A 17,792-nucleotide genomic window follows, 5' to 3' on the forward strand; every position below is an offset into this window, starting at 1 on the left:
GCGCCCGGATTCGGAATTGTACCTTCCGGCCGGCTTTCGCGTAGGTAAGGCCGTTACCGGCGGCCCGCCACGGCCGGCGGGCTTGTTTCGCTCCGCATGTGGGATTACCAAAGTCTGTTCCGGGTCTCGGCGCAACTCTTCGCCGAGGGTGTCTTCAATCTGCTCGACCGCAACCTGCGCCCCGAAGTGCTGCTGGTGGGCCTCGCGGCCGCGCGCGAAAGCGACGCCCCCGGCGCGGTGCGCGTAGAGCCCGCCTCGCACCGCTACCAGCCCGAAAGCTTCGCGCACGTCAAGGACCGCGCCACCGCCCTGGAACTCGACGGCGCCCGGGAACTGGTGTACCACCTGCACCACGACGACCAGGACCGTTTCGAGAAGCTGCGCTGGTACGGCATGCTGCGCCGCGCCGTGGAGCTGGAGCTGGCCCCGCTGGCCGAGCAGGATGGCAAGCGCGTGTTCTGCTCGCTGCCCGTGCTCATCAACGGCTACCTGATCATGGCCGTGCTGCAGCTCTCCACCGACGCGCTCCGGAGCTACTACCGCCTGCCGGGTGAAATCAGCCACGAATCCCGCTCCCAGTCGCTGCTGCACGCGGTGGTGCGCGAGTTTCTGCTGGAGTGCAGCAAGGCGCTGCGCGGCTCCGACCTGGATCAGGAAGAAGACCGCCCCATTCTGGACCGCGACTACAACGAGCTGCTGCGCGCGGCCGCCCGGCGCTTTATGCAGGGCCCGGCCGGCGGCAACCACGGCCTTTACGATGCCTGCAACGGCGTGGCCGGCCTGCGCCACGAGGGCTCCGAAGTGCACGGCACCATGCTCGTGGCCCGGCGCAACCACCCCGCCATCGTACCGGTGCTCACGCTGGAGTCCCCGGTGCCGCTGCGCGACCACCGCTCCATCCGCAAGCTCCTGGAGATGAGCGAGGGGCGCACCTCCCTGGTTTCCGACGCGGCGCACGTATTCGGGCTCGGCTACCTCGTCGAAACCTCCGACCCGCAGTACGAACCGCTGTTTCAGGTGCGCTTTACCACTCACCACAACTGGGAGCTGAGCTACGCCGACCACGTGATGATGCGCGTGGTATCGGGCACGCCGCGGCTGCCCAAAGGCCGCATCAACGAGCAAGCCTTCGCCGAAACGGTGCGCCGCCTCTGGCCCAACCTCGACGATGGGGCCGTCACCCACCTCTGGGAGCTGACCATGCAGGCCACGCACCAAGCCAACGGGACCATCCTGGTGGTGTCGGACAACGCGGGGCTGGAGTCGCAGCGGCTGACGCGGCAGAGCTTCCGGGTGGCGCCGCGCTACATGACGCCCTCGGTGCTGCGCCTGGTTACCAACATCGACGGGGCGGTGCTCATCGACCCGCGCGGCACCTGCTACGCCATTGGGGCCATCCTCGACGGGCTGGCCACCGAAAAAGGCGACTCCTCGCGCGGCTCCCGCTACAACTCGGCCTTGCGCTACGTGGAATCGGCCCGCTACGCCACGCTGGCCGTGGTGGTGAGCGAAGACGGCTGGATTGATCTGCTGCCCTCGAAGAAGTAGTGGTAACGGCTCACGGTCGGGTCATGCTTTCGGCCTTACCAAGCCACCGACCGGGCACAATGAACCGACAGCAAAAGCACCGTGCCAACCCGGCGTCTGCCGGTTTCGCACGGTGCTTTTTTGGCGGGCGTCGGAGGCAGAAGCCACTGCTAGGCGCAGTGGCTTCTGCCTTTCAGCGTTTGCATCATCGAGCCCCCGCAACGGCGGCCGGTTGCCCCCACTGCGGGAGGGCTACCGGTTCACCGACTGCATCATTTCGGCGGGGTAGCGCGGGCCGGCGGCCGCGCCTTTGGGGGCTATTTCATCGATCTGGCGCAGGTCGTCGGGGCTGAGCAGCACCTGCAGGGCCTCCACGTTTTCTTCCAGGTACGACACGCGCTTGGTGCCGGGAATGGGCACGATGTCGTCGCCCTGGGCCAGCACCCAGGCCAGAGCCAGCTGCCCGGGCGTGCAGCCTTTCTGCTGAGCCAGCGCGTTGATGCGCGCTACCAGGTCGAGGTTTTTCTGGAAGTTCTCGCCCTGAAAGCGCGGCGTGAAGCGGCGGTAGTCATCGGCGGCCAGGTCCTCAAACTGCTGAATCTGGCCGGTGAGGAAGCCCCGGCCCAGCGGCGAGTAAGGCACGAAGCCAATGCCCAGCTCGCGCACGGTTTGCAGGATGCCGTCTTCCGGGTCGCGGCTCCAGAGCGAGTACTCCGACTGCAGGGCCGTGATGGGGTGCACGGCGTGGGCCCGGCGGATGGTGTCGGCGCCGGCTTCGGAGAGGCCCAGGAAGCGCACTTTGCCTTGCTGCACCAGTTCGGCCATGGCCCCCACGGTGTCTTCGATGGGCGTATCGGGGTCGACGCGGTGCTGGTAGTACAAGTCGATGTGGTCGACGCCGAGGCGCTTGAGGGAGCCTTCCACAGCCTGGCGCACGTACTCGGGCCGGCCGCTGATGCCGCGCTTCGAGGGGTCGTTCGGGTCGCGCTGAATGCCGAACTTGGTAGCAATGATGACCTGGTCGCGGCGGTCGTGCAGGGCGCGGCCCACCAGCTCCTCGTTGGTGTGGGGCCCGTACATGTCGGCCGTGTCGAAGAAGGTGACGCCCAGCTCCACGGCCCGGTGAATGGTGCGGATGCTCTCGGCGTCGTCGCGGCCGGCGTAAAAATCGGACATGCCCATGCAGCCGAGGCCGAGGGCGGATACTTCCAGGCCTTGGCGGCCGAGCTGGCGGGTTGGCAGGGTGCTCATGCGAAGCGGTGTTTGGGGTAAGGATGAATGGAACAACAGCGGATAACCACGCGGCCGGGCAAATTGATTGGGCGCGCCGCCAAAAGGCTACCAGCGGCGCGCCAACCCGCGGCGTGGGGCGGCCGCTCCGCCGGGTGATTTCGCCGCGGCCGGCCGGGTTTGCGTACTAGCAGGTAAGCGTCCTTCAGCCCTCCCCTTATGGAAACCTCGCTCAACAAATATGCCGCCGTTCGCTCCTCCTCTCCGGCTGCCGACCGCGCCGCCACCGATGCCCGCCTGCGCTGGGTCGACAAGGTAGCGCACCTGATGGACAGCCAGTTTCAGCTACCCGGCACCAGCTTCCGCTTCGGCCTCGACCCCATCCTGGGCCTGATTCCGGTGGTGGGCGAGCTGGGCACCTTCGCCATTTCCGCCGCGCTCATCGTCACCATGATCCGCCACGGCGCTTCGCGCAAGGTGGTGGTGCTGATGGTGTTGAACGTGCTGCTGGATACCCTTGTCGGAAGCATTCCGATCATCGGCAACCTCTTTGACTTTGCCTACAAGAGCAATGAGCGGAACGTGCGCCTGCTGCGCCAGCACTACGGCGAAGGTCGGTATCAGGGCTCCGGCACCGGCCTGATCGTGCTGGTGCTCGGGGTGCTGCTGCTCATCGCGGCGGGCGTGGCGTGGCTGGCCTACTGGCTGTTTCGCTGGGCCTGGGAATACATGCAGTAAGGCGCCGCAACGGCGGATTGTGCCGGCCTTGCCACCAGAACTGGTGCGCCGCCGGCCCGGCGTTTTTGCCCGGGCCGGTCGGCTTACTGACCTACCAGGGGCGGGTATCCGGCATTCGGGCCTTACCTTTGCGGCCGTGAATACCCCCCGTAGAACCCTGGGCGCGTGGAAAGCCCTGCCGCTGCTGGCCCTGCTGGCGGCCGGCTGCCTGCAGCTGCAAAGCGACGAGCAAAAGCAAGCCGAAGCCGAGGCCAAGCTCATGGCCCGCCACGATGAGCTGATGGCCCGCATGGATGAGCTGTACCGCCTGCGCCAGCAAATGGCCCAGCTGCCCGACACGGCCGAGGCCACCCGCCGCCGCCGCGCCCTGCTCGCCGCCGACGAGAGCATGATGCAGTGGATGCGCCAGTACCACAAGCCCGCCGACACCATGCGGCACGAGCGCGCCATGGCCTACCTGGCGCAGCAGCAGCACCGAATCGACTCGGTGGGTGTTCTGATGCGACACAGTATCGACTCGGCCCGCGCGGTGCTGCCCGCCGCGGCCGGCTCAGCCCAATGACCATGCCCCGATTCCCGTTTTTCCGCCCGCTGCTGGGCCTGGCTGCCGCCGCCCTGCTGTTACCCGCCTGCCAATCCGGTCCCGACCAAGCGGCCACCAAGCCCCTGCCGCGCTACGGCGGGCAGGAGGAAGCCCCCGGCGACACGGTGTACCCCCGCATTCCGACGTTTGCGCTGCTGAACCAGGACAGCGTGGCCGTCACCCCGGCTACCTTCGCCGGCAAGGTGTACATCGCCGATTTTTTCTTTGCCACCTGCCCGAGCATCTGCCCGAAGATGCAAAGCCAGATGCTGCGCGTGTACGAGAAGTACAAAAACGACCCGCGCGTGGCCTTTCTGTCGCACACCATCGACCCGGACCACGACACGCTGCCGGTGCTGCGCGACTACGCCCAGCGCTTGGGCGTGATGAACGCCAGCCAGTGGCACTTCGCCACCGCCCCGCGCGACACCATTTTCCGCCTGGCCGGTGAGTACATGGTGGCCGCCGAGCGCGACGACAAAGCCCCCGGCGGGGCCGTGCACAGCGGCGCGTTCGTCCTCGTCGACCCGCAGAAGCACATCCGCGGCGTGTACGACGGCGTGAACGAAAAGGAAGTAGACCGCCTGCTGGCCGAGCTGCCGCGCCTGCTGGCCGAACTCGGTCCGGCCAAAGCCACGGCGGCCAACTAGCCGCCGCGCCCGCCTATATCCGCCGTTTTATGTTCCGCTTTCGCTCCTTCCGGCTTGTTCTGCGCGGCGCGGCCCTGCTGGCGGCGGCCGGCCTGGCCCTGCCGGCGTGTTTTACCGACCGCCAGAACGAGGGCCAGCGGCTCTACGCCACGCACTGCGCCAGCTGCCACGGCGAGCAGGGCGAGGGGCTGCGGCGGCTGATTCCGCCCCTGGCCGGCGCCGACTACCTCACCAAGCACCGCGACGCGCTGCCCTGCCTGATCCGGCAGGGGCAGCGCGGGCCGATTGTCGTCAACGGCGTGCACTACGACCAGGTGATGCCCGGCCACGAGGACCTCACCGATTCGCAGATTGCCAACCTGCTGAACTACGTGAACGGCGCCTGGGGCAACCGCGGGCCCAAGTACACCATCCGGGAGGTAAGCGAACTGCTGGGGCCCTGCGCGGGCTCAGACGGCCGATAGGCCCCCGGCCCGCGCAGTTTGCGCGCCCGGCAGCTGGTTTTCGCCCAAACCTGATTAGTTTGCATCTTCATCCGCTTACCGTATCATGGGTCTGTTCGACTTTCTAAAGAAAAAACCCGGCGACGAGTCCGCCGCTACGCCGCCCGCCGCCCCGCAGCCATCCACCCCGGCCGTTACGCCCGCCGAGGGTGCCCAGCCCGCCGCTCCCAAAGCCGACGGTGGCCCGCGCTACCAGCGCCCGGCCTTCGCCGCCCAGAACGCCGCGCAGATTCAGCCGTCGTTTTCGGCGACGCCGCCGCCCCCGCCGCCCATTCCGGAGCCGCAGCAGCTCCCCTTCGAGCCCACCAACAACCTGGAGCAGGTGTTGCTGCTGGCCGCGCAGGATCCGCAGTACCGCCTCGCGTTCTACCACGAGCTGCTGCAGGCCCAGCTCTTCGTGCTCACCAACCCCGTGGAGGGCGCTGAGCCCGGCGAAGTGACCGTGGAAGAAGGTACCGAAGTGCAGCTGCATGTGCTCCACGACGGCCGCATCCCGGTATTCTCCTCCGAGGAGCGCATCTACGACGGCGCCGCTATTCAGGGCGAGGTATCCTTCCTGCGTGTGCCCGGCCAGGGCTTCTTCCAGATGACCCAGGGCGCCGAGTGCGTGCTGAACCCCTTCTCGCCCTTCGGCAAGCTGCTGGTGGCCCCGGAAATCGAAGACCTGCTGTCGGGCCGCATCTTTGCTCAGCCCGCCGAGGGCGCCGAGCAGGGCCCGCAGGCCCAGCTGCTGCCCATGCCCGAAGTGCCGGAGGAGCTGGCCTCGGCCCTGCAGGAGTTCTGCGGCCGCCACGCCCACATCGAGGCGGCTTACCTGGCGCAGGTGCTGATTGAGGGCGAAGAAGCGCCTTCGCGCCTGCTGCTGGCCTTCAACGTCGACGGTGAGGACATGGACTTTCTGCAGGAGCTCGGCCCGGTTATTCAGGCGCACCTGCAGCAGGAGGCCATCGACGTGGCCCGCCTCAGCCCCGACCCCAACGAGCCGCTCACGCAGTTCTTCAGCCAGCAGCAGGCGGTGTACCGCCGCGTGCAGGCTTAGGCAGCTGCGCTAAGCGCCCGAACGTCACTGCGGGGAGCCGCGGCATCAGCACACCCGATGCCGCGGCTCCCCGCAGTGACGTTCGCTTTTGGCCTACTCCACTTCCGGGACGCGGGCGGCGGCTTCGGCCTGCCGCCGGGCCACGCGCCGAAACAGCGGCAACAGCCCCGCATACAACGCCAGCACCACCGGAATCGAGCCCAACAGCCACAGCAGCAACGCCCCTACCTCGGCGCGCCAGAACAGCTGCAGGGCCGCTTGCCAGTCGTGGCTGAGCAAGTACTGCACCCGCGCCAGGGTAATCTGGCTGCCGCTGGGCCCGCCGAGCAGGCCCGCCCCATAGCGCAGCAGCGGCAGCAGAATCATGAGCTGCACGGGGCTGAGCAGGTGGCTCACGAGCAGTAACGCGCCCACGTTCAGGCGCAGCCACACGGCCACAGCCGTGCCCAGTACGGTGGTCACGCCCAGCAGCGGCACCAGGCCGAAGGCCGTGCCGAGGGCAACGGTCAAGGCCAGCTGAGTGGGCGAGAGGCCCTGGCGCAGCTGGCCCAACAGCGGCTCCACGAAGCGGCGGCGGAAAAAGCCCGGGCGGACGGAGGCAGTATCGGTCGACATGGTTTCAGCAAGAGCGGCGCGGGGCCGGCAAGGTTGGCAGCCCCGGGAAACAGCCGCGGGCCGCGCCGCGTTTCACACAACATTTGCGCGGCCCTGCGGTTTGGCGGGCCGCATTCCGGCTTGGCATGACAAAAGTACGCCCCACCGGCCGGCTGCACCACCGCTGGCCCGATTTCTTTACCCTGCTGCGCCGCGCTGGCCGCGAGCTATCGGCCCACGACCCGCTGCGGCTGGGCGCGGCCACGGCGTTTTTTACCACGTTTGCCCTGCCGCCCATCCTGATCCTGTTCATCAGCGTGCTGGGCTCGTTGTATCCGGCCTCGCAGGTGCGGGTGCTGCTGCTGGAAAAGGTGGCCGGCCTGCTGGGCACGCCCGGCGCCGGCCTGCTGGAGCAGATTGTGACCAACGTGACCAACCTGCAGCGCAGCCACTGGGTCACCGCCCTGGGGTTCGGCTTTCTCACGTTCGTGGCCACCACGCTGTTCGTGGTGATTCAGAACTCGCTCAACGACCTGTGGCAGGTGCGCCCCCGTCCGCAAAAAGGCCGGCTGGGCCGGGTACTGCGCGAGCGGGCCCGCTCCGGCTCGGCCCTGCTGGCTACGGCCGGGCTGGCCGTGGCCGCCATCATGGCCGATTCGCTCCTGCATTTGTTCAGCGACCTGGTGGCCGACTTCGACCTGAGCGCGGTGCTGCTGGTCGGGTTGCTGAACAATGTCGTGTCGCTGCTGATCCTGTCGGCTTGGTTTGGGCTGGCCTTCCGCACGCTCAGCCACGCCCACGTGCCCTGGCCGGCGCTGTGGCGCGGGGCCCTGCTGACCGGCGTGCTGTTCGAGCTCGGCGAGCGGGTGCTGCACGTGCTGCTCCGGCCCCGCAACCTCGGCCCGATCTACGGCCCGGCCTCGTCGGTGGTGCTGCTGCTGCTGTTCGTGTTCTACTCGGCCATGATGTTCTACTTCGGCGCGAGCTTCACGAAGGTGTACGCCCAGTACGCCGGGCAGCCCTTGCGCCCCAAGCCCTCGGGCGTGCGCTACCGTCTGGTGAACGTGGCCGAGCCCGACGCGGACGCCTAGGCCCGCCCCGGCGCGAGGTTTCGTACCTTCGCAGCCCGCTTTCTAATTCCGCTGATGTCCGACGCTGCTGTTACGCCCGCTGCTCCTACCCCCGATTTTGCTTCCCTTGGCCTAGCTGAGCCGCTGCTGCGCGCGTTGGCGGAGCTGAACTACAGCCAGCCGACGCTCATTCAGCAGCAGGTGGTGCCGCTGGTGCTGGCCGGGCAAGACATTGCCGGACAGGCCCCCACGGGGTCGGGCAAAACCGCCGCCTACGGTCTGCCGCTGCTCCAGCAGCTCGACGTGACGCAGGACGCGGTGCAGGCCCTGGTGCTGGTGCCCGCCCGCGAGCTGGCCCTGCAAGTGCGCGACGAGCTCAAGCGCCTCGGCAAATTCCTGCCCAACCTGCGCGTGGCGGCCTTCTACGGCGGCCACAGCTTCCAGGAAGAAACCAAGAGCCTCAAGCAGGCCCCGCACGTGGTGGTGGCCACCCCCGGCCGCCTGTTCGACCACCTGGACCGCCGCACCATTATTCCCAATAAACTGCAGCTGCTGGTCATCGACGAAACGGACAAGCTGCTGGAGCTGAAGTTCCAGGAGGCGCTGGCCAACATCGTGCAGCGGCTGCCGCGCCGCCGCCAGACGCTGCTGTTCTCGGCCACCATGCCCGACAAAGTGCTGGAGCTGGTGCGCAAAAATCTCACCCGGCCCCGCCACGTGGAAGCCGAGCTGCGCGCCGACGTATTGCCCGAGTCGCTGACGTTGCTGGGCCACGTGGGCGCCGCCGAGAAAAAGCCCGCCGCGCTCTTTCACCTGCTGCAGCTGCCTGAAACCGGCCGCACGCTGGTGTTCTGCAACACCCGGCAGCGCTGCGAGGAATTGGCGCAGTTCCTCACCAGCCGCGGCATTGCGGCGGCGGCCCTGCACGGCAAGCTGCCCCAGCCCGAGCGCGACAAAGCCCTGCTGAAGCTGCGCAACGGCTCGGCCCTGGCCTTGATGGCCACCGACGTCGCCGCCCGCGGCATCGACGTGACCGATCTGGACACGGTGATTCAGTACGAAGTACCCGAGAAGGCCGACACCTTCCAGCACCGGGCCGGACGCACGGCCCGCGCCGGCGCCGCCGGTACGGCCCACCTTTTGGTGACGCCCGCTGAGCAGGCCACGGTGCAGCGCTGGCCGCTCGACAAAGCCATCAAGTGGGCGCCGCTGCAGGCCCCGGCCCTGCCGCCGGCCGCCAAGGTCGCCAAACCGACCACCGTCACCCTGCACGTATCGGCCGGGCGCAAGCAGAAGGTCAGCGCCCACGACCTGGTGGGGGCCCTGGTGAACGTGGCCGGGCTGCAGCGCGAGGACATCGGCCGCATCGAGGTGTTCGACCACTACAGCTACATTTCGGTGCCGCGCGCCGCCGGCAAGGCCGTGCAGGAAAGCATGGCCGGCGCCCGCATCAAGGGGCAGAAGGTGCGCGTGACGGAGGTGCGGTAAGCGCGGCACGTGTTTCATCCCTGGGTACCGCGGCACTGAACATGGCTAGCGCAGAACCAACTGACTTTGGGGCGGGGTCAGCGCTTCACCCAGTTCGTAAGCTCCTGTTTATCTGCAGCCAGAACCGCTGGCGCAGCCTGACGGCGGAGCGGCTGTTCGACCACCACCCGCACTACGAGGCCCGCTCGGCGGGTACCGAGCCCGGGGCCCGCGTGCGCGTCACGGCCGGGCATTTGGGCTGGGCGGAGGTCGTCTTCGTGATGGAGAAGCGCCACGCCGACCGTCTGCCTGCGCATCCCGGATAGGTATTCGTTTCAGGATCCGGCGCTGGTGCGCCTGCTCCGCGAGCGGTTGGCCGTGCACCTCGGCCCGGCGTGCTTCGGCGAATAACCAGGCTGCCTTACCCAGAAAGGGCAACCATCCCGGGCGCCTGCCGTTCTTGCGCCCGATGACTTACCTGATGGGCCTGGCCGTGTTGGCTGGCATTGCTTTCCTGATTTACCGCTACGTCACCGCCGGCAGCCGGCAGCGGGCCGCCACCCTGCGCCAGCCCTTCCCCGAGGCCTGGCGCCAGATCCTTGCCGACCGTGTCGCCTTCTATTCGGCCCTGACCGACACGGAGCAGCTGCGCTTCGAGAAGCAGGTGCAGCTGTTTCTGGCCCAGACGCGCATCACCGGCATCAAAACCCGCGTGGACGACGCGACGCGGCTGCTGGTGGCCTGCTCGGCCGTCATTCCCATCTTCGGCTTTCGCGGCGGCTGGGAGTACGACAACCTCGGCGAGGTGCTCGTCTTTCCCGACGCCTGGCAGCTGCCGCGCAACACCGACTCCGAGGTGGCCCCGCTCGAAGGCACCCTGCTCGGCTCGGTGCAGAATTTCCAGTCCGACCATTACATGCGCCTCTCCAAGGCCGCGTTGGAGCAGGGCTTCCGCGACGCGAAGGACAAGCAGAACGTGGGCATCCACGAGTTTGCGCACCTGCTCGACGAGGCCGACGGGCAAATCGACGGGGTGCCGCTGCTGCTGCTGCCGCCCGCGCTGGTGCCGGAGTGGCGGCGCGTGATGCACGAGGAGATTGAGCAGATCCGGGCCGGCAAATCCAGCATCGGCGACTACGGCGGCACGAGCACCGCCGAGTTTTTTGCCGTGGTGCTCGAGTACTTCTTCGAGAAGCCCGAGCAGCTGGAGCAGCACCACCCCGAGCTCTACGAACTGCTCACCCGCACCTTCCGCCAGGACCCCGGCCTGCGTTTCGCCCGCTTCGACCCGCGCCGCCTGCTCAAGAAAGCCCCCAAGCGCCTGGGCCGCAATGACCCCTGCCCCTGCGGCTCGGGCGAGAAGTTCAAGAACTGCTGCCAGCGGGAGCAGGAAGCAGAGGCCGCAGCGTAGTCGCCTTCCCGCCTAACGCGGCCAAACTCTGCCTCCTTCCTTCTCAACAGGGTTCTGACGCAACCGGGTTGATCTGGTCGAGCCATAATCTCGCCGACATATCTATGTATTTTGTACAGGCGAGCATTTCAAAAAGATCATAACGGCGGACGGGTCCGCATTCAAGAACATTTACTCGTGCACCCCTTCGTCCTGCTGTACATTCTGTTGCCGAGCATCGTTGGGGTGATGCTCTTTCGAGCCATTGGCCGTTGGCTCAACGCCGAACGCCCGCGCCTGAAGCAGTACGCGAATGCCTTCACCTTGGCAGCCGTGCTCTGGGGGCCCCTACAAGCCCTTTGGGTTTACAACCTAGGTCAATCACGGGATTATTACATCGATGACAGAAGTCAACCGCCAATTCGTTATTCACGCTACCGCGGATATGTATACCCACAGAAGCTCGTAAAAGTGCCAAAATACCACTGTGGTGTAGGATACAAGTTTAGTTTGGGCAACCCCCTTGCAAAATTCCTCTACGACCAGCTTGGCGGTCTTAGGCTAACTTACATCATGTCGGCGGTAGACGTGTTGATATTGGGATGCCTGTTCTCGGCCGTTCTTTACGCCGGCAAGTGGGTGGTGGAAAAGTTTTTTCAACCCTGAATATCCCTCTCTAATACCGTCGTCACGCTAAAATTTCTGCGTACCGAAATCGGACGGATTGTACATGCAGATGCTTGTGAGAACAGGATGGCGCAACGCACGGTCGGAAGCCGTGTTTTCAGCCAGGTGCTACATTTAGGCCCGAAGCCTTATTCCCGCTCCCTCGCCATGCAAAAAACCCTCCTGCCCCTGCTCACGGCCATGCTGCTGGCCGGCTGCGCGCCCACAGCGCCTAAAACCAATGTCGGCGCGGCCCTGCCTCCGGCATCCGCCCCGGCCGAAACCGCGGCCCAGCCTGCGCCCGTCAGCTGGCCGCGCGAAGCCGAGCAGTTTCTGAGCGCCTACTCCCAGGAATACCAGCGCCTGTACACGGCCTCGGCGGAGGCGGAGTGGCGCTCCAACACCCGCATCGTGGCCGGCGATACGACCAACGCGGCCGCTACGGCCCGCGCCAACGAGGCCCTGGCCGCCTTCACCGGCAGCACCCAAAACATCAACCGGCTGCGCGAGCTGCTGGAGCACAAAGCCGAGCTGACGCCCATTCAGGTCAAGCAGCTCAATACGGCCCTCTACAACGCCGCCGGCTCGCCCCAGACCGTGGCCGACGTGGTGAAGCGCCGCATCAAGGCCGAAACGCAGCAGACCGAGAAGCTTTACGGCTACGAGTACAAGTACCAGGGCAAAGCCGTGACGACCAACGACCTGGACCGCGTGCTGCGCGACGAGAAAAACCCGCAGCGCCGCCTCGCGGCCTGGGAAGCGTCGAAGGCGGTGGGCCCCACGCTCAAGGAAGGGCTGCTGAACCTGCGCACCCTGCGCAACCAGGTGGTGCAAGCCCTGGGCTACCCCGACTACTTCACCTACCAGGCCTCCGACTACGGCATGACGCGGGAGGAGATGATGCAGCTGGTGCGCAAAATCAACCAGGAGCTGCGCCCGCTCTACCGCGAGCTGCACACCTACGCCCGCTACGAGCTGGCCAAAAAGTACGGTCAGAAGCAGGTGCCCGACTACCTGCCCGCCCACTGGCTGCCCAACCGCTGGGGCCAGGACTGGAGCGCCATGGTCGACGTGAAGGGCCTGAACCTCGACGCGACGCTGGAGAAAAAGGGCGCCGAGTGGCAGGTGAAGCAGGCCGAGCGCTTCTACCAGGGCCTGGGCTTCCCGGCCCTGCCGGCCGTGTTCTGGGAGAAGTCGAGCCTGTACCCGCTGCCCAAAGACGCGACGTACAAGAAGAACAACCACGCCTCGGCCTGGCACATGAACCTCGACCAGGACGTGCGCAGCCTGATGAGCGTGGAGCCCAATACGGAGTGGTACGAAACGACCCACCACGAGCTGGGCCACATCTACTACTACCTGACCTACACCAACCCCGACGTGCCGGTGCTGCTGCGCGGCGGCGCCAACCGTGGCTACCACGAGGCCATGGGCAGCCTGATGGGCCTGGCGGCCACCCAGAAACCCTTCCTGGCCGGCCTGGGCCTCGTCGATGCGAAGACGCAAACCAACGAGACGCAGACCTTGCTCAAGGAGGCGCTCAACTACGTGGTGTTCATCCCCTTCGCCTCGGGCGTGATGAGCGAGTGGGAAAACTCGTTTTACGCCGACAACCTTTCGCAGGACCAGCTGAACGCCCGCTGGTGGAAGCTGGCCAAGCAGTACCAGGGCATCGTGCCGCCCACGGCGCGCGGGGAGAATTTCCTCGACCCGGCCACCAAAACGCACATCAACGACGACCCGGCGCAGTACTACGACTACGCACTGAGCTACGTCATCCTGTTTCAGCTGCACGACCACATCAGCAAGAACATCCTGAAGCAGGACCCGCACGCCACCAACTACTACGGCAGCAAGGAGGTCGGCAAGTTCCTCTACGACATCATGTACCCCGGCGCCTCGGCCGACTGGCGGCAGCTGCTGCGCGAGAAAACCGGCGAAGACCTCTCCGCCCGCGCCATGGTCGATTACTTCCAGCCGCTGATGACTTACCTGAAGCAGCAGAACCAGGGCCGCAAGTACACGATGTAGCGCTGATTTGGCCGTATGTTGAACGGGCGGGACCATCGGGTCCCGCCCGTTTTTGTTTGTCCCCGCTCCTGCTCGCTGGCCACCTCCTCGATTCACCCACTACGCCGCCGCCCGGGGCCGCTTCTGCTGCCGGCCAAGGCTAGTAGTGCGTGTGATTCACCACCACGCTTTTGCGGTAATCCAGGTTCTTTTTCGCGTCCTGACCGCTGTATTGGGCGTGCCGATGGCCGTACACGCGCAGCACGCCCGGGCTTAGCGTGATGACCTCCTCGGCGCCGCGGCCCTGAAAGTCAAACATATGGAACACCGGGTCGGGGAAGTACAGGCGGCCGGCGCCCTGCTCGTTGAGCCGGAATTTGTACCAGAACAGGTCCACCGATCCGTCGCCGCGCCAGTTGCCGCGGACGAAATCGGGGTTGCCGTTGATGGGGTTGCCGGGCCACTTTTTCACGGCGTTGCCCTGGTTATCAAACCAGTAGAGCTGGCTCGACAGGTACGGTTCCCCAATTTCGCGGTTGCCGTAGGTGCGCCCGCCAATGACGACTTGCGGCCCGGGCACGCCCCGCAGAAACGGTCCGACGGCCAGCTGCTGGCTGTGCTCGGCGGTGTTTTGCCACAGGATGCGCCCCGTCAGGCCCTCGTACACGAACACGCCCGTCTCGCTGTTGGCCGCCACGACGTCGAGCTGACCGTCGCCGTTCACGTCGGCAAACTTGTAGGAGTCGACGTGGTCGTGGTTGTCGGGCAGCAGGTCGAACCGGTCCCAGATGCGCCGACCGTTAGGGTCCAGCAGCAGGGAGCCGACCAGCACTTCGTCCAAGCCGTCTTGGTTGAGGTCCACGGGGTACACGTAGTGGCCCAAGTGGTCCTTTTTCCGCGCTTCCGCGTGGCTCCACAACGAGCGCAGCTGCGCGTCGTAGGCCTGCACGTTGATGGAGCCGCCCATGTCGGTGAACACCACCAGGTCGTTGGGCCCCGCGCCGGGGTGCAGCTGGGCAATGGCCAGCCGGAAGTTGTTGTAGAAGTGCGGCAAGGGCTTGGTGGGCCACAGCGTTTTGCGCCGGATGTTGCCCGTGCGGCCATCGGCCACCACCAGCCACTCCTGCCCGTCGATGAAGCGCCAGTGCACCACTTCGGCCCGGCCGTTGCCGTCGAAGTCCCAGACCACGCCCGGCGCCTCAAACTCCGACCGCTCTTTTTTGTACTCCGCCGGGGCCTCGTAGCTCCACAGCTTCCGGCCGTCGTGGTCGAACACGTGGGCCGAGAAATCCGGTTCCAGCACCAGCAGGTCGGTCTGCCCGTCGCCGGTCACGTCGCCGAACTTCACCGCGTTGGCAACGGGAATCCGGTATTCCTGGAGCAGCTGCACGTCCTCGTGCAGCTGGTTGGGCCGCACATCGTCCTCGCGCAGGCCGGCATGTTGGCTGAGCACCAGCACGTCGAAGGCGGGCGCGGCCTCGATGCGGGTGATTTTGATGGTGGCCGTGCCCGCCGGCAGCACAAAGGAGCCGCCCGCCTGCCAGCTCAGCGGCCCCGCCCCGAAGCTTGCCGCGGTGACTTGGTCGTTGACGGCTACTTTGAACGAAGCACGCCCCTGCCCCTGGCCGCGCACGAATAGGTGGTAGGTGCCCGCTTCCGGCACCTGCACCCGTGTCAGTAAGTTGGTTTTCGATTTGAGTACCAGGGCGGTGTTGTTGAATACCCACGGCACTTTCAGGGCGCTGGCGTCGGCAATGGTATTGCCCTTCGGCATTTCTTCCAGAAAATCAGAAGCCGGCACGATGACGGTAGTCGGCAGCGGTGCCGGCCGCGCGGGGGCCGGCGGCTGGGCCTGCAGCCGCCCGGCCAGTAGCAGCCAAACGGCCGCGTGGAAGAGAATTTTCATGATGGAAAGCGAGCCGCCGGCGGTGCAACCTTCGGATCGGTCAGCCGGGCAGTTGTTGTGGAATTAGTTGGGTGGGCAGTTTGCCGGTGCAGGCTGTGTGGGTGGCGAGTGGGCGCGCGACGCTCTACTGCACGTTTACTTGTCGCACCAGCGCGGCGCCTTCTTCCACTTCCATCCGCAGACCAGCCAGCTTCACCCGCCGAGCATGCTCGATGATCAGGCCGCGCTTGGCTTTGATCAGGCAACCTTTGAAGCGCACGCCCTGGACGGGGCTGTCGGGTAGGCCGCGGATGTCGCCCACGGTGGTCACAATGCCGGTCACCTGCTCGATGCGCACGTTGCGCACCACGGGCAGCACGGCGGCGGGCGGCTGCAGCGGCGGCACCATGCGCCAGGCCATGTTGAACTCCACGGCCTTGCCGGTACCGTTGAGCCGAATGTCGCGGTAGGTGATGTTTTCCACCAGTCCGCCGCGGCTGGGCTGCGACTTAAACCGAATGGGCGCCCAGTTGCCGGCCTCCACCACGCAGCGGCGCACCAGCACGTTGCGGATGCCGCCCGAGGTTTCGCTACCCATGGCCACGCCGCCGTGCCCGTAGCCGAAGCGGCAGTCCTCGATGCGGATGTCTTCGCTCGGCCGGTTCACGCGCAGCCCGTCGGCATCCTTGCCCGCTTTGATGGAAATGCAGTCGTCGTTCACGTCGATGTCGCAGCCCTTGATGCGCACTTTGCGGCTGGAATCCACGTCGATGCCGTCGGAGCTGGGAATGTTGTGGTCGGCGGTGATGCGCAGGTTTTCGGCCGTTACATCCTGGCTATAGAGGATGTGCAGGCCCCACACGGCCTGGTTGTGCAGCTGCAGGTCCTGAATGCGCACCCGCTCGCAGCGCTGCACGCAGATCAGCCGCGGCCGCCCGCGGTACGGCCCCGCCGGCACGGCCCCACCGCGCTGCTCCCGCTCCTGCTGCGCGCGGCGCACCCACTCGTCGCCGGCCCCGTCGATGGTACCGGGGCCGCTGATGCGCACATTGCGCAGGTTTTCGGCGTTGACCAGCGCCGCCGTCCACTCCCGCTCGATGCCTTCCCAACGGGTGGCCACCTGCGGATAATCGTCGGGGTTGATGGAGCCTTTGAGCACGCCACCCTGCTCCACGCGCAGAGCCACGCCCAGCTTCAGAAACACGGCGCCGGTGCGATACACGCCCGCCGGCACCACCACCGTGCCGCCGCCTGCCGCCGCGCACGCGTCGATGGCGGCCTGGACCGCCTTGGTATTAACGGTCAGGCCGTCGGCCACGGCCCCGTAGGCCGTGATGGGAAACTGCCGGGAGGATGGGCCCGCCCCCGCGCTGGCTGGCGTTGCGAGCAGGGTGGCCCCGATGAGCCATTGGCCAAGGCGTGCGGCGCGACCAGCAGCGAACAGGCGGCTGGCCACTGAGGCAGGATGCGCCGCGCGCCGCGTTTGCAGGGGCCGTGCCATCAGTTGGAAAGCAGGTATTTGCGGAGCGCCAGCTTGCGGTTGGCCTGCATCCCCTCCGCCACCGAGGCAGCATTGATGCGGGCACCGGCTTCGTTGGTATGCGTATGGTCGCCGGCAAAGAGCTTGGCTACCTCAGCTGGCCCGAGCCGGTCGTACTTGTCGGCGCTGAGGCGGTTCAGGTCAATAAACGCCACGCCTTCCTGCCGGGCAACCTCGGCCGCCCAGAGCCCGAAATCCTTGTCGGCGCGGCGCACTTTGCCATCGGTCCACTGGTTGCGCGGAATCATGGAGGCAATCAGCGGCGTGGCGCCCCGGGCCTTGGCCTGGCGCACGAACTGGCGCAGGTACCAGCCGTAGGTGTGCACCGTTTCGCGCCGCCCGTCGGGCCAGACCAGGTCCTTGGTTTCTTCGCCTGTGCCGCGCAGCACGCCCCGCCGGCCGGCCTTAGTGGTATCGGGCGCACTACCTTCGTTGTGCCCAAACTGCATCAACACGAAGTCGCCGGGGCGCAGCAGCGAGTCTACCCGGCGCCAGCGCTGCTCCGAGACGAAAGTGCGGGTGCTACGGCCGGCCATGGCGTGGTTGGCCACGCGCAGCCGCGTTGAGTCGAAAAAGCTGCCGAGCAGACTTCCCCAACCCATCTGGGGCGCGTGGGTGTTGCGCACCGTGGAGTCGCCGATCAGGTAGAGCGTGGGCCGACGCGCGGGCCGGCCGGCGCCGGCCGCCAGCACCAGCACCAGCAGTGCCAAGGGCCAGCAGCGTATGCCGCGGCGTGAAATCAGGAAAGTATTCATGGCGGGAAGGGAGGAAACCAGGTAATCAGTCCTCAAAGACGCCACGGCCGGCGGCCGGCCCATCCTGCACCCTCCTGCCACCTCACGCCTTGGTCCACTGATCAAGCCTGCACGTGGGCAGGCGCAGCGGCGGCCGGGCCTAAAA

General features: G+C 66.6%; 17 protein-coding genes. 12 read left to right on the top strand and 5 right to left on the bottom strand.

Annotation, left to right across the window (positions count from 1 at the left end; genetic code table 11):
* The first annotated feature begins 96 nt into the window (after positions 1 to 96).
* The gene (locus ACYVKQ_RS00355; RefSeq protein WP_460574460.1) at positions 97 to 1,548 is read left to right on the top strand and encodes a diadenylate cyclase; all 1,452 of its coding nucleotides are present in this window, start codon (positions 97 to 99) and stop codon (positions 1,546 to 1,548) included.
* Between the two features lie 231 nt (positions 1,549 to 1,779).
* Here the strand turns inward: ACYVKQ_RS00355 and ACYVKQ_RS00360 are convergent, their stop codons facing one another.
* Positions 1,780 to 2,778 carry an aldo/keto reductase gene (locus ACYVKQ_RS00360; RefSeq protein ID WP_460574462.1) on the bottom strand — a complete coding sequence of 333 codons (999 nt, stop codon included), beginning with the start codon at positions 2,776 to 2,778 and terminating at the stop codon, positions 1,780 to 1,782.
* A gap of 198 nt (positions 2,779 to 2,976) precedes the next feature.
* Here ACYVKQ_RS00360 and ACYVKQ_RS00365 point away from each other — a divergent pair, with 198 nt between their 5' ends.
* From ACYVKQ_RS00365 to ACYVKQ_RS00385, 5 genes are all read left to right on the top strand, one after another.
* Entirely contained in the window at positions 2,977 to 3,495 is a 519-nt protein-coding gene (locus ACYVKQ_RS00365; RefSeq protein ID WP_460574464.1) for a DUF4112 domain-containing protein, read from the top strand.
* Between the two features lie 136 nt (positions 3,496 to 3,631).
* Entirely contained in the window at positions 3,632 to 4,057 is a 426-nt protein-coding gene (locus tag ACYVKQ_RS00370; RefSeq protein WP_460574466.1) for a hypothetical protein, read from the top strand.
* A gap of 2 nt (positions 4,058 to 4,059) precedes the next feature.
* On the top strand, positions 4,060 to 4,728 hold the full coding sequence (locus tag ACYVKQ_RS00375) for an SCO family protein (protein WP_460574468.1): 669 nt from the start codon (positions 4,060 to 4,062) through the stop codon (positions 4,726 to 4,728).
* 29 nt (positions 4,729 to 4,757) lie between these two features.
* Positions 4,758 to 5,192 (top strand): c-type cytochrome, encoded by a 435-nt coding sequence (locus ACYVKQ_RS00380; RefSeq protein WP_460574470.1) that lies wholly within the window; start codon positions 4,758 to 4,760, stop codon positions 5,190 to 5,192.
* Between the two features lie 85 nt (positions 5,193 to 5,277).
* Positions 5,278 to 6,270, top strand: coding sequence for an enhanced serine sensitivity protein SseB C-terminal domain-containing protein (locus ACYVKQ_RS00385; RefSeq protein WP_460574472.1), 993 nt, complete (start codon positions 5,278 to 5,280; stop codon positions 6,268 to 6,270).
* A gap of 93 nt (positions 6,271 to 6,363) precedes the next feature.
* On the opposite strand, the gene ACYVKQ_RS00390 is transcribed toward ACYVKQ_RS00385, so the two are convergent.
* Positions 6,364 to 6,885, bottom strand: coding sequence for a DUF2062 domain-containing protein (locus ACYVKQ_RS00390; protein WP_460574474.1), 522 nt, complete (start codon positions 6,883 to 6,885; stop codon positions 6,364 to 6,366).
* A 125-nt stretch (positions 6,886 to 7,010) separates the two neighbouring features.
* On the opposite strand from ACYVKQ_RS00390, the gene ACYVKQ_RS00395 reads away from it, so the two are divergent.
* The 6 genes from ACYVKQ_RS00395 (at position 7,011) to ACYVKQ_RS00420 (ending at position 13,488) form a co-directional block, all read left to right on the top strand.
* Positions 7,011 to 7,955 (top strand): YihY/virulence factor BrkB family protein, encoded by a 945-nt coding sequence (locus ACYVKQ_RS00395; RefSeq protein ID WP_460574476.1) that lies wholly within the window; start codon positions 7,011 to 7,013, stop codon positions 7,953 to 7,955.
* 54 nt (positions 7,956 to 8,009) lie between these two features.
* On the top strand, positions 8,010 to 9,422 hold the full coding sequence (locus ACYVKQ_RS00400; RefSeq protein ID WP_460574478.1) for a DEAD/DEAH box helicase: 1,413 nt from the start codon (positions 8,010 to 8,012) through the stop codon (positions 9,420 to 9,422).
* 41 nt (positions 9,423 to 9,463) lie between these two features.
* Positions 9,464 to 9,727 (top strand): hypothetical protein, encoded by a 264-nt coding sequence (locus ACYVKQ_RS00405; protein WP_460574480.1) that lies wholly within the window; start codon positions 9,464 to 9,466, stop codon positions 9,725 to 9,727.
* A gap of 143 nt (positions 9,728 to 9,870) precedes the next feature.
* The gene (locus tag ACYVKQ_RS00410) at positions 9,871 to 10,812 is read left to right on the top strand and encodes a zinc-dependent peptidase (RefSeq protein WP_460574481.1); all 942 of its coding nucleotides are present in this window, start codon (positions 9,871 to 9,873) and stop codon (positions 10,810 to 10,812) included.
* Between the two features lie 177 nt (positions 10,813 to 10,989).
* Positions 10,990 to 11,457 carry a hypothetical protein gene (locus ACYVKQ_RS00415; RefSeq protein WP_460574483.1) on the top strand — a complete coding sequence of 156 codons (468 nt, stop codon included), beginning with the start codon at positions 10,990 to 10,992 and terminating at the stop codon, positions 11,455 to 11,457.
* A 168-nt stretch (positions 11,458 to 11,625) separates the two neighbouring features.
* Positions 11,626 to 13,488 carry a M2 family metallopeptidase gene (locus tag ACYVKQ_RS00420; protein ID WP_460574485.1) on the top strand — a complete coding sequence of 621 codons (1,863 nt, stop codon included), beginning with the start codon at positions 11,626 to 11,628 and terminating at the stop codon, positions 13,486 to 13,488.
* Positions 13,489 to 13,627: 139 nt separating this feature from the next.
* On the opposite strand, the gene ACYVKQ_RS00425 is transcribed toward ACYVKQ_RS00420, so the two are convergent.
* The 3 genes from ACYVKQ_RS00425 to ACYVKQ_RS00435 all read right to left on the bottom strand — a co-directional run bounded on the left by ACYVKQ_RS00425 (position 13,628) and on the right by ACYVKQ_RS00435 (position 17,647).
* The gene (locus ACYVKQ_RS00425; protein ID WP_460574487.1) at positions 13,628 to 15,373 is read right to left on the bottom strand and encodes a hypothetical protein; all 1,746 of its coding nucleotides are present in this window, start codon (positions 15,371 to 15,373) and stop codon (positions 13,628 to 13,630) included.
* Between the two features lie 124 nt (positions 15,374 to 15,497).
* Entirely contained in the window at positions 15,498 to 16,853 is a 1,356-nt protein-coding gene (locus ACYVKQ_RS00430) for a glycoside hydrolase family 28 protein (protein WP_460574488.1), read from the bottom strand.
* Positions 16,853 to 17,647 carry a rhamnogalacturonan acetylesterase gene (locus ACYVKQ_RS00435; RefSeq protein WP_460574490.1) on the bottom strand — a complete coding sequence of 265 codons (795 nt, stop codon included), beginning with the start codon at positions 17,645 to 17,647 and terminating at the stop codon, positions 16,853 to 16,855. The genes ACYVKQ_RS00430 and ACYVKQ_RS00435 overlap by 1 nt, the downstream gene beginning before the upstream one ends.
* Between the last annotated feature and the right edge of the window lie 145 nt (positions 17,648 to 17,792).

Source organism: Hymenobacter coalescens (assembly GCF_054783195.1).

What these genes read in the sequence shown, in the direction of transcription:
- ACYVKQ_RS00420 (WP_460574485.1), top strand. Translation starts at nt 11,626, where the DNA reads ATGCAAAAAACCCTCCTGCCCCTGCTCACGGCCATGCTGCTGGCCGGC.
- ACYVKQ_RS00355 (WP_460574460.1), top strand. Translation starts at nt 97, where the DNA reads ATGTGGGATTACCAAAGTCTGTTCCGGGTCTCGGCGCAACTCTTCGCC.
- ACYVKQ_RS00400 (WP_460574478.1), top strand. Translation starts at nt 8,010, where the DNA reads ATGTCCGACGCTGCTGTTACGCCCGCTGCTCCTACCCCCGATTTTGCT.
- ACYVKQ_RS00365 (WP_460574464.1), top strand. Translation starts at nt 2,977, where the DNA reads ATGGAAACCTCGCTCAACAAATATGCCGCCGTTCGCTCCTCCTCTCCG.
- ACYVKQ_RS00435 (WP_460574490.1), bottom strand. Translation starts at nt 17,647, where the DNA reads ATGAATACTTTCCTGATTTCACGCCGCGGCATACGCTGCTGGCCCTTG.
- ACYVKQ_RS00380 (WP_460574470.1), top strand. Translation starts at nt 4,758, where the DNA reads ATGTTCCGCTTTCGCTCCTTCCGGCTTGTTCTGCGCGGCGCGGCCCTG.
- ACYVKQ_RS00405 (WP_460574480.1), top strand. Translation starts at nt 9,464, where the DNA reads ATGGCTAGCGCAGAACCAACTGACTTTGGGGCGGGGTCAGCGCTTCAC.
- ACYVKQ_RS00410 (WP_460574481.1), top strand. Translation starts at nt 9,871, where the DNA reads ATGACTTACCTGATGGGCCTGGCCGTGTTGGCTGGCATTGCTTTCCTG.
- ACYVKQ_RS00390 (WP_460574474.1), bottom strand. Translation starts at nt 6,885, where the DNA reads ATGTCGACCGATACTGCCTCCGTCCGCCCGGGCTTTTTCCGCCGCCGC.
- ACYVKQ_RS00395 (WP_460574476.1), top strand. Translation starts at nt 7,011, where the DNA reads ATGACAAAAGTACGCCCCACCGGCCGGCTGCACCACCGCTGGCCCGAT.
- ACYVKQ_RS00385 (WP_460574472.1), top strand. Translation starts at nt 5,278, where the DNA reads ATGGGTCTGTTCGACTTTCTAAAGAAAAAACCCGGCGACGAGTCCGCC.
- ACYVKQ_RS00360 (WP_460574462.1), bottom strand. Translation starts at nt 2,778, where the DNA reads ATGAGCACCCTGCCAACCCGCCAGCTCGGCCGCCAAGGCCTGGAAGTA.
- ACYVKQ_RS00430 (WP_460574488.1), bottom strand. Translation starts at nt 16,853, where the DNA reads ATGGCACGGCCCCTGCAAACGCGGCGCGCGGCGCATCCTGCCTCAGTG.
- ACYVKQ_RS00425 (WP_460574487.1), bottom strand. Translation starts at nt 15,373, where the DNA reads ATGAAAATTCTCTTCCACGCGGCCGTTTGGCTGCTACTGGCCGGGCGG.
- ACYVKQ_RS00375 (WP_460574468.1), top strand. Translation starts at nt 4,060, where the DNA reads ATGCCCCGATTCCCGTTTTTCCGCCCGCTGCTGGGCCTGGCTGCCGCC.